This window comes from Companilactobacillus keshanensis (assembly GCF_003946205.1).
In the GTDB taxonomy this organism is placed as follows: domain Bacteria; phylum Bacillota; class Bacilli; order Lactobacillales; family Lactobacillaceae; genus Companilactobacillus; species Companilactobacillus keshanensis.
Genome location: NZ_RHOS01000007.1, coordinates 90,919 through 101,148, shown reverse-complemented (window position 1 = coordinate 101,148; position 10,230 = coordinate 90,919). Strand labels below are relative to the sequence as shown.

Here is a 10,230-nt window from a genome sequence, read left to right as displayed (position 1 = left end):
AGTCAAAGCAAAAGCACCTCCAAGATTTATTTTCTCAGAAGTGCTCTTATTTATCTGTATCAAATTATATACTCAGTACCTTTTTAGCGTTCTTTTTAAATGAAAACAAAAATAAAGCCAATCAGATTACCTATACTATGTACTACGATCGGATAAACCAAATTGTCATCAGTCAATTCATAAATAATGGCAAACAGTATTAGATCACTATACGTAAAAATAGCCAGGCTGGTGAAATCAGACACGCTTGTAACATGATAGAGCATGAACATAACCGTTGCCAGAATAATTGATATTATACTGACGGTTAATTTATTTAGTTTTAGTCGTTGCAACAGTCCTTTAAAAATCGTCTTTTGAAAGAAATACTGGAAAATGATTTCTTCCATGATCGGGCCAACGATCACGATCATAATAAACATCAGAACAATCCCTAAGATACTATTATTATGCAGGACACTTTCAACATGCCCTTGATTACCCGATTGTGCCGTAAAAATATTCTGCAAAATCATTTGTATTACAAAATCTAAAATTACGAACAGAGGGATCAACCACAATTTATGTCGATTTTTACTGATGGCATCAAGATCCATAACCATTGAATCAGTAATGGCAAATAAAGCTACCGCACAACTCAAATATTCCAATAAAACGACCGAATCACTGGCCAAGTTTTGTGACATTATTGGTCGTAACCAAGAATACAAAAATTCTGCCGATATAAAATAAATTACTAATGAGCCAATCAATTGTTGCACGCGACTACGCTGCATAAAGCTATCCCCTATTTTTAAAATTGTATCTATATTATACATTAAAAATTTATCGAATTATTTATAATGGACATCATGCCATTTTGATTGTAAACTGAGATAACTCTAATTACAGAAAGAAGTTTTATATGAAGAGAAGTATCATTTTGCTTGGTCTAATTATTGTCGGAGGAATTGCCATAAATCAATCTGATAGCGAATCTGCCAATAATATTAAGGCTCAAGTAATAGGTCATGCGGCAAGTACAACTGATTATCTACAATCCAAAGTAAATAATTTTATTAAAAAAGAAAAAATCGTTCAGAGTACTACCGTCAAAGATCCTACCGGAGAAAAGACCAAAACAGCTTCAGAGAACCAAACTACTCCGTCGAATCAAACACCGATTCTATCAATTATGAATGGATTTTCAGTTGATAACACTTACTATTATCATTTCACCAAAAAGACACCATCATCGGTGAAGCAAGTCTTTGAGACTGCCATAGACGCCTATAATAACACCGGGCTAGTTAACTTAGTTGCTGGTACCGGTACTTCAAAGCAAAACCGCATCACCTTCTCTATATATTATAAGGATGAAGGTAACAACGCGTCTTCAATTGAACTAGGAAACGGTGGCCCTAAACTGATCTATAATACTGCCGACGTCAATAAACATGCTGTAAATCACGCGACTGCATCCATAAATATGAACTATTCAGAGTCCGTTACAGCATCTGTAGCGATGCATGAAGTCGGTCATGCGCTAGGTCTAGATCACAGTGATGACATGAATTCTGTCATGTATCCAACTAATCAGAATGTCACTCAGTTATCCGATGGTGACATTGCTGGTTTAAAAAATATTTACTAAAAAAATCGTCAATATAACAAATCCTCGTACTTTTTTAAGTATGGGATTTTTTTAATTGTAAGAAATTTTCTAGCACATGCCTTTGACTATTTCAGATAGTTTCCTGATTGCTTGATCGAATTCATCACTATTAATATAAGCAAAAGACAATCTCAGTGAGTGATTCTCTTTAAAATCATAGATGTCTCCAGAATTAAGTAGAATTTTTTCTTTGATAGCTGCATCAAAAAGTCGTTCGATTTTAATGTCCTTTTTAAAAGTTAACCAGATATAAAAACCTCCATCAGGTCTGTTCCAATTGGCCAGATCTTTAAAATACTTTTCCAAGCTTTTTAAGGCTTTATCCCGACGACTCTCTAATTCTATTTTTAAATCTGACAAATAGCTATCATATGCTCCACTATTCAAAAATTCAGTCAATGCCCACTGTGATAAGGAACTTGCACCATAGTCCATCTGCATTTTTACATCACCTAAACGATCAACAATTGGTTTGGATGCAACGACCCAACCAATTCTTAGTCCCGGTGCTAACGTCTTAGATGCTGTACCAAGATAGATGACCATTTCATTGTCATCTATCGACTTTAACGTTTTTGCTGTAACGGCGTTATAAGATAATTCCTGATAAGCTCCATCTTCGATAATTGGTAACCGATTATCAACACAGTAATTCATTAACTCGTAGCGACGTTTTTTTGACATGGTTATCCCAGTGGGATTTTGATTAGTCGGTATTGTATAGAGAATACTTGAGTTCTGCTTGGTTATTGACGATAACTTCCAATACTCCAACCCATTTTTATCCATTGGTATTCCCTTTAGATTCATGCCTGTTGACTGAAACATTTGTAAGGATTTCAGGTAACTAGGTGCTTCCGTAAAAACGGTACTGCCTTTTTGTAATAGACATACGGCAATCAGCTGAAGAGCTTGTAACGATCCTGAGGTTATCAAAACATTCTCAGGTCCGACCATTATCCCTGATTTTTCTAAATGTTTAGCTATTGCTTGGCGTAATTCCAATAAACCCAAATTTTCTAAATATCCTAAAGACGTTAATTTTGAACCAACCTTTTGAAGAGTCGCACTCCACATACTCTTTGAGAATAATCTTGGATCAATTTCTCCGGTTCCAATTCTGATAATATCGGGTTCAAATTCTAATTCGTTGATAGCTTGGATCATGACATTGTTTTCTTGGAATGATCCCGACTTTAAATATTCGTTCCAATTTGTTGTTGGTAGAAATAATGACCAAGTATTACTCGAAATTTGAGTTCCCGCACCGTGTCTTCCGGAGACTATTCCATAAGAGGTCAATTCATCAATAGCAGTTATGATCGTACTACGATTGACTTCAAATAATCCTGCTAAAGCACGTTGTGATGGCAATTTAGTTCCAACTTGCCACTCACCTGTAGCTACCTTTTCATGAATGAATTGGACTATTTGTTTATATACTGGTATCCGACTAGATTTATCTGGACGCCATTTTATTTGAATTGATGAGATTTTTTGCATTTCAATCTCCCTTTGGCTGGGTATGATTTTTACTTTTGGTTGGTTACAAATGACAATAACCGCCATATAATCGTTCAAGTGATCTTAATTTGACTTAATTATATGTAATTTGGTTGGGAAGGAAAAGATATAAATGAATTTTTTTATTCAAGGATTAACGATGGGACTAGCTTATGTTGCTCCAATAGGTATGCAAAATCTTTTTGTAATCGATTCAGCTTTGACACATACTAAAAAGCGAGCTATGTTAACAGCTCTAATAGTAATATTTTTTGATATTGCACTATCAATCAGTTGTTTCTTTGGTATCGGAGCTGTAATGAAACATTACAAATGGTTGCAGCTAGCGATTCTATTTTTTGGCAGCCTAATTGTAATTTACATCGGTATTAGTTTATTACGTCCTAATAAATCTAATCTTAAAAGTTCCAAATCTCCCACTTCAATCAAAAAAACTACTACCACAGCTTTTGTAGTCACTTGGGCTAACCCACAAGCCATAATTGATGGAACCATGATGTTAGGAGCATTTAATGCAACGCTTCCTTCCACGAGTTCCACGCCCTTTATCACCGGAGTAGCATCAGCATCATTGATCTGGTTTACTAGTTTAACGTTTATTATTTCTATGTTTAGTAATTGGTTCAATGCCAAAGTATTACGATACATCAATCTCATCTGTGGAATTATAATTATCATCTATGGATTAAAACTATTATATAATTTTCTAACCATAATTTAATCTTCTGAACATTATTTTAAAAAAACTATTTACATTTTAAGAAATAATGCTAGTATAAATGTCACAAGATAAAGACGACAAGAAAGAAGAGTAAGTTTACTCAGCCTGACAGTGAATTGGGAATGGTGAGAACCCAAACAGCGTTGAATTTTCTGAATAACCCTTTCTTATGTTTCTGGCCGAAATGGAATTTCCAAAGTAAGTTTAGACGTAACCGATACGTTACCATCGGTAGAGTATAGTTTGTTTGTACTCTTATTGAGGTGGCTTATTTTTGATAAGCAACTTGGGTGGTACCGCGAAAGTCTTTCGTCCCTTTTATTAGGGATGAAAGACTTTTTTTATTGCCTGTCTTTTATCGACTAAATTTTAAAAAATGAAGGAGACCTACCTATGCATTTAACAATTCCTGAATCATACGATCCAAAACTATCGATCATCGAAACACAAAAAGCAATTCGTTACATTCGTGAAACCTTCCAAGATGAATTCGGTAAGGAACTCAATCTATCACGTTTATCAGCTCCAATGTTCGTTGAAAAATCAACTGGTCTGAACGATAACTTGAACGGTGTTGAAACTCCAGTTTCATTCTCTATGAAAGATATTCCTGACCAAACAATCGAAATTGTTCACTCACTAGCTAAGTGGAAACGTGTTGCTTTGAAACGTTATGGCTTCGGCATGCATACGGGCCTCTATACAAATATGAACGCTATCAGAAAAGACGAAGATCTTGATAACATCCATTCTATCTACGTTGACCAATGGGATTGGGAGAAAGTTATTTCTAAAGAAGAACGTACAACTGAAACTCTTAAATCTACTGTTAAAACAATTTTCAAAGTTATCAAACATATGGAACATGAAGTTTGGTACAAGTTCCCAGAGGCTGTTTACCATTTACCTGACGAAATCCACTTCGTTACGACTCAAGAACTTGAAGACAGATTCCCAAATATGACACCTAAGGAACGTGAAAATGCCATTACTAAAGAATTAGGATGTGTCTTCTTAATGCAAATCGGTGGCAAAATGAAATCAGGGAAACGTCATGACGGCCGTGCTCCTGACTACGATGACTGGAAATTAAACGGCGATATTCTCTTCTGGTATGAACCTCTACAGATGGCTTTGGAGATCTCAAGTATGGGTATCCGTGTCAGTGAAGAATCAATGAAGACTCAACTAAAAGAAGCTGATGCTGAAGATCGTCTCAAACTTCCATATCATCAAATGCTAGAAAACGGCGAATTACCATACACTATCGGTGGTGGTATCGGACAATCACGTTTATGTATGCTACTACTTGGCAAGGCTCACGTTGGTGAAGTTCAAGCTAGTGTTTGGCCACAAGATATGATCGACAAATGTTACGAAAACAAAATCCAAATTTTGTAATTACTTTTTTTCTTCCGGAATAAATGATTTTCAAATCAATTTTCCCAAACGTTTAAAAATAATACCCCTAGACACAAATTTACTAAATTTGTGTCTAGGGGTATTTGTTTTGTCATATATAATTCTATTTTAAATAGTACTAATACAAATTAGCCTAAGACAAGAAAAAAATTAATAATCAAAATTCATTACTTTTAGCTTATTAGAACTATCTTTATAATAAACTCGACAATCAGAATTTCCTGCCTTTTCTTCTGAAACATCAAACATGTTTCGAACCCGATCTTCACCGTTTTCTCTTAATTCCAATGTTCCAGTCTCATTTGATTTAATTTTAGTATTATCAGACGTTTTTATATAAAATTTTGCTAAATCAAATTTGATAGGACGATCACAATTATTTTCCACTTCTAAAATAATTGTCTTATTGATATTGCTATCGTCACCATCAAAATTCATTTTAATCTTATCTCTATCTTTATCAGATAAATTATCATAATCCTGATATTCAATATCTTCTAAATCTTTTGAACTGGCATCATCATTCACGCTGCATCCGGTCATTATAAAAGCAATTGCAAATCCCATCAACAGCACACTATTCTTCATAAAGAATCCCTTTCACCAAAAAGAGAGCGTGAAAAAATATATTTAGAAATTATATTTTATCGCGCTTTTTGTAACATATTTAATAATAAATTCAATTATGCTACGATTCTCTTTATTTTTTATTTAGCTCCAGCAAAAATTCCATCCAATGCATTATTGAATAATGAACGATCTGTTTGTTTGTCACTACTAATTTGTAGTCCTGGTCTAAATGATGCTAATAAGAATTCCCAGAATGTTCCTGAAAGTCCTAAGGCATCATGATCTGACAATGATAATGTATAACGAATAGCATTTTCATCACCGGACTCGACCTTTTGAACCCATTTTGGTTCACGTAAACTTTCACGGCCAATGGCTGCAAATTCAATTCCGTTATCCATAACTTTTTCAGCATCAGCTGGGGATTGAATATCACCAACACCGATCAATGGAATGTCTTGTCCCAAGTGCTCTTTGATCAATAAGTTCAATGGTTTATCGATAGATTCATTATTGAGTGACTTACGCCATACATCCCCCATTGATACATGTAAATAATCGATTGGTTTATTCTTTATCGCATCAACAAATGCTAAAGTATCTTCTATTGTAATACCTGGTTTTTCGACTTCCTCAGGTGATAGACGATAACCAAGGATAAATGGTGTCTTAGCATATTTATCAATGGCTTTTTGAGCTTCATCGATCACAGCAAATGGAAAAGCCATTCTCTTCTCAAGACTGCCACCCCACCTGTCATCACGACGATTACTATGTGGTGAGAAGAATTGTTGAATCAAATAAGTATTAGCACCATGGATCTCAACACCATCAAATCCGGCTTGAATGGCACGTCTTGTCGCTTGTCCAAAATCTTTGACAGTTTGCTCAACTTCTTCTTCACTTAAAGCTCTTGGTTCCTCAGAATTATTACGTAACGCTGTGACAGCACTAGCACTAACTGGTTGTTTGCCACGGAGAACTGATTTAAAGGTCATTCGTCCGGCACTAAAGATTTGTAAAATAGCTTTAGTCCCATTCCTGTGCATAGTGTCAGCTAAACTCGTCAAACTAGGAATGAATTTATCGTCAGCAGCACTTAATTCACCTTCAAAACCTTTACCCTCATCATTTACATTGGCAACGGCGGTGATAAACATTCCAGCTCCACCAGTATGAATATTGTAATATCTAAGCTCGTCTCTTGTGACCTCACCATTTGAGAAGCTCATCATTTCAGTCATTGGTGGTATTACGATTCTGTTTTTTACAGTAATACCCTTTTTTGAAAAAGTATATGGTTCCAAAAATTTATATTTTGTCATTCATAACCCTCCAATTATCTTGATACGATTATGATAACCCTAATAATAGACATTGTGAAATATTTAATTTAATTTTGGAATATTTTGTCTCGATGATATTTTAAGTATTCTATCTTGGGTGAATAGCGTTTATGCATAGACAGCTTCTTGTATTGATACTTACTCAATCTTTCAAATACTTCTTCATCTGACTGTTTAGAGATCAATATTTTACCTGTATCCGTAAAGGTAAACATCCCTTGTTCAAAAGCCTCGGCCAACCACGCTGTTAGACAAATTCCATTTTTAAAGTCCATTCGAGTATTCTTATTTTTTGACCACGGAATCACTCTAACGGCCACCAAATTTTCAATTGTATTATCACCCGTAACACAACATTGATATCCGTAATTAGCCTTTATCATATCGGAAAACACTTTCTGTGCAGGTTCATATGTCTTCATTTCACCAATCTCATCATCCAAAAAGAATTCACCCGATTGCTCATTCTGATAAATATATGCCGATAACTTTTCTTCATTGGGACTTAAGGATTCGAGCTTTTTGGACAACTCATCCTGAAAATTTATCAAACCTACAAAATCCTTTTTTGTGATTTGTGTGATCCCATTCATATTGAAAAAATTGTTCCACAATCCACTGTGCTTTTTAAAATTCCAATTGAAATTTTCTAAATCAGATTTGAATAATTTTCTATTAAAAACAAATGGTTTATCAATTTTTATTATTGCTCGTGAGGTCTTAGTATCATCCCGAATAGTCTTACCAATCTTTCCAGCACCAAATAAATAAAATTGATTTCGATATTCTGATCCGCCTCCTGATCTTCGATAAATGAATAAATCACCAGGATGTATTTTCTTATTTAGGTCCTTACGCCAACTGTAAATTTTAAAATCTATATCATTGTGATTTACATTTGATCCTGAGTCGATCACAAAGTAATTTATATCATCTTTTTTTAATTCTTCATTATATATTTCCATGATCTCAGTATAACATTGCTAATAAATCACAAAGTAGGCGTTCACATGAGATATAAAGAGAATTACAATGAAGTTGCATGAATATTTTACAATTAAGGAGTGAGATATATGTTTAAAAATAGATATACCAGTTGGGATGCAACTTATGATGTAGCTGTTTTAGGCTTTGGAGGTGCTGGTGCAACTGCCGCACGTTTTGCCGCTGATAATGGGGCCAAGGTCTTACTAGTTGATTCCGCTCCTGAGGGACATGAGGGTGGAAATACTCGTTATGCCGGACAGGTTATCGCCTCTGGTGACAACTTAGAGGATTTAAAAAAATATTATGACGCACTTGCTGATCCACTTTCATATGACAAAAATTTAATGAATAGGTATGTTGAAGGACTATACAAAATCCCTGAATATTTAGAAAAGTATCTAGGTGTTAAACCTTTTGTAATGGGAAAACATCCAGATTCACCTGTTTCTAAGGCACTCTATTTTATGGCACATGAGTATCCAGAATTATCAGGTGAAGCAACCCATGAACTCGTGGCCGTTCATGAAGGAGTTGCCGATGCCGCTTTATGGAAAAATTTACGCAAACAAGTAACTGATCGAGAAGATAGAATTGATGTTTTATACGAAACACCGGCCAAACATCTGATTCAAGACTTCAACAGTAAAGCCATCATTGGAATTCAAATTGAACAAAATGATCAGTTATTAGATATTAAAGTAAATAATGGCGTGGTCCTTGCCACTGGTGGATTTGAAAACAATTCTGAAATGGTCGAAACCTATTTAGGCGAAACAAGTCTACATCCGATCGGTTCTCTATATAATCAAGGAGCTGGCGTTTCAATGGCTCAAGACATTGGAGCAAAACTTTATAACATGGCAAATTACGAATCATATGGTATCTTCCATGGCCTGACTCCTAAGCCTGCTGCCGGACAACGGGCACAATTTTTACCATTTGACTGGCCGGCACTTCACAGTGGAAGTGTCTTTGTTGTTGGCGACGACGGAACTCGCTATTTTGATGAAAATGAGATCCATAGACATGGTCATATTCAAAATCATGGTCAATGGAGAATTCCTAATGCTCAACTTCATCCTTACGTTATTTTTGATGATAAGAAATTTAACGAATTAAACAACGATGATAATGCCCCCTATCCTGAATTTTTGAAAGCCGTTATCAAGGCCGATAACTTAGATCAATTAGCCGACAAAATTGAAATCGATAATGGCAATTTAAGAAAAACTGTCGGCGACTTTAACAAATTTGCTGAAGAAAAACGTGATTTTGCCTTCGACCGTGCACCTGAAACACTAGAAAAATTTGATAACGGCCCATATTATGCTTTGGCCTTTGCTCAAGGACTATTAAATACCGTCGGTGGTCCAGTTCATAATGAAGATGCCGAAGTAATAGATACTAACAATAATGTTATCCCTAATCTATATGCAGCTGGAGAACTAGGCAGTTTGATGGGGCGCAAGTACAACGGTGGCAGTAATCTGGCCGAGGATCTGATCTTTGGTAAGATTGCCGGTGAAAATGCTGCTAAAGAGAAATCTATTACAATAGATGCCACTACCTCAGCTAGTAAACATGTCGATTTAAAATTTAACAATAAGGAAAGTTTTGAAACCGGTCCTAACCAATATATTGGAAGATCAAATGCCGGTATGGGTAATGAAATAGTTGTCCGTGTAACTATGGAAGACTCAGATATTAAAAATGTAGAAATTTTGAAGCAAAGTGAGTCGGAAGATTATGGTGCAAAAGCAGTGAGAATGTTGCCTCAAGAAATTATTGAAGCCAATTCAACAGATGTCGATGCTGTTTCTGGTGCATCAGTTTCCAGTGCCGCAATCAAAGAAGCAGTCCAAGATGCTTTGAAAAAAATCGCCGTTTAATAATTAACGGAAAATTATTTAAAAAGGAATTGTGCCGTGCTTGATTATTTCAAGTGCGATGCAATTCCTGTTTTTTTATAATTAACTGAATTGAGTCGGAAGGTCCGAGAATATTTG

The 10,230-nt window shown here is 35.3% G+C and carries 9 protein-coding genes and 1 other annotated feature; of the genes, 4 read left to right on the top strand and 5 right to left on the bottom strand.

What is annotated here, in order from left to right; translation table 11 throughout:
- Positions 1-95: 95 nt before the first annotated feature.
- The gene (locus EKM64_RS05835) at positions 96-776 is read right to left on the bottom strand and encodes a CPBP family intramembrane glutamic endopeptidase (RefSeq protein WP_164505307.1); all 681 of its coding nucleotides are present in this window, start codon (positions 774-776) and stop codon (positions 96-98) included.
- A 128-nt stretch (positions 777-904) separates the two neighbouring features.
- Here EKM64_RS05835 and EKM64_RS05830 point away from each other — a divergent pair, with 128 nt between their 5' ends.
- Positions 905-1,633 (top strand): M57 family metalloprotease, encoded by a 729-nt coding sequence (locus EKM64_RS05830; protein WP_125676548.1) that lies wholly within the window; start codon positions 905-907, stop codon positions 1,631-1,633.
- Positions 1,634-1,702: 69 nt separating this feature from the next.
- Here the strand turns inward: EKM64_RS05830 and pdxR are convergent, their stop codons facing one another.
- Complete coding sequence (gene pdxR, locus EKM64_RS05825; protein ID WP_125676546.1) at positions 1,703-3,157, bottom strand: MocR-like pyridoxine biosynthesis transcription factor PdxR; 1,455 nt, start codon at positions 3,155-3,157, stop codon at positions 1,703-1,705.
- A 133-nt stretch (positions 3,158-3,290) separates the two neighbouring features.
- Between pdxR and EKM64_RS05820 the strand changes: the two genes are divergently transcribed.
- A complete protein-coding gene (locus EKM64_RS05820; RefSeq protein ID WP_125676544.1) occupies positions 3,291-3,899 on the top strand; it encodes a LysE/ArgO family amino acid transporter in 609 nt (202 codons plus the stop codon).
- Between the two features lie 68 nt (positions 3,900-3,967).
- Positions 3,968-4,219: a binding site (T-box leader), on the top strand.
- Between the two features lie 73 nt (positions 4,220-4,292).
- Positions 4,293-5,300: an aspartate--ammonia ligase gene (gene asnA / locus EKM64_RS05815; RefSeq protein WP_125676542.1), complete on the top strand. Its 1,008-nt coding sequence runs from the start codon at positions 4,293-4,295 to the stop codon at positions 5,298-5,300.
- A gap of 171 nt (positions 5,301-5,471) precedes the next feature.
- Here asnA and EKM64_RS05810 read toward each other — a convergent pair whose 3' ends face one another.
- The 3 genes from EKM64_RS05810 to EKM64_RS05800 form a co-directional block, all read right to left on the bottom strand.
- On the bottom strand, positions 5,472-5,909 hold the full coding sequence (locus tag EKM64_RS05810) for a hypothetical protein (RefSeq protein ID WP_125676540.1): 438 nt from the start codon (positions 5,907-5,909) through the stop codon (positions 5,472-5,474).
- Between the two features lie 119 nt (positions 5,910-6,028).
- A complete protein-coding gene (locus tag EKM64_RS05805) occupies positions 6,029-7,216 on the bottom strand; it encodes an NADH-dependent flavin oxidoreductase (protein ID WP_125676538.1) in 1,188 nt (395 codons plus the stop codon).
- Between the two features lie 68 nt (positions 7,217-7,284).
- Entirely contained in the window at positions 7,285-8,202 is a 918-nt protein-coding gene (locus tag EKM64_RS05800) for an HNH endonuclease (RefSeq protein ID WP_125676536.1), read from the bottom strand.
- Positions 8,203-8,310: 108 nt separating this feature from the next.
- Here EKM64_RS05800 and EKM64_RS05795 point away from each other — a divergent pair, with 108 nt between their 5' ends.
- Positions 8,311-10,113 carry an FAD-binding protein gene (locus tag EKM64_RS05795; protein WP_125676534.1) on the top strand — a complete coding sequence of 601 codons (1,803 nt, stop codon included), beginning with the start codon at positions 8,311-8,313 and terminating at the stop codon, positions 10,111-10,113.
- The last annotated feature ends 117 nt before the right edge of the window (positions 10,114-10,230 follow it).

Excerpts from the sequence above, each read along its gene's own strand:
- EKM64_RS05835 (WP_164505307.1), bottom strand. The coding sequence starts at position 776 with ATGCAGCGTAGTCGCGTGCAACAATTGATTGGCTCATTAGTAATTTAT.
- EKM64_RS05830 (WP_125676548.1), top strand. The coding sequence starts at position 905 with ATGAAGAGAAGTATCATTTTGCTTGGTCTAATTATTGTCGGAGGAATT.
- pdxR (WP_125676546.1), bottom strand. The coding sequence starts at position 3,157 with ATGCAAAAAATCTCATCAATTCAAATAAAATGGCGTCCAGATAAATCT.
- EKM64_RS05820 (WP_125676544.1), top strand. The coding sequence starts at position 3,291 with ATGAATTTTTTTATTCAAGGATTAACGATGGGACTAGCTTATGTTGCT.
- asnA (WP_125676542.1), top strand. The coding sequence starts at position 4,293 with ATGCATTTAACAATTCCTGAATCATACGATCCAAAACTATCGATCATC.
- EKM64_RS05810 (WP_125676540.1), bottom strand. The coding sequence starts at position 5,909 with ATGAAGAATAGTGTGCTGTTGATGGGATTTGCAATTGCTTTTATAATG.
- EKM64_RS05805 (WP_125676538.1), bottom strand. The coding sequence starts at position 7,216 with ATGACAAAATATAAATTTTTGGAACCATATACTTTTTCAAAAAAGGGT.
- EKM64_RS05800 (WP_125676536.1), bottom strand. The coding sequence starts at position 8,202 with ATGGAAATATATAATGAAGAATTAAAAAAAGATGATATAAATTACTTT.
- EKM64_RS05795 (WP_125676534.1), top strand. The coding sequence starts at position 8,311 with ATGTTTAAAAATAGATATACCAGTTGGGATGCAACTTATGATGTAGCT.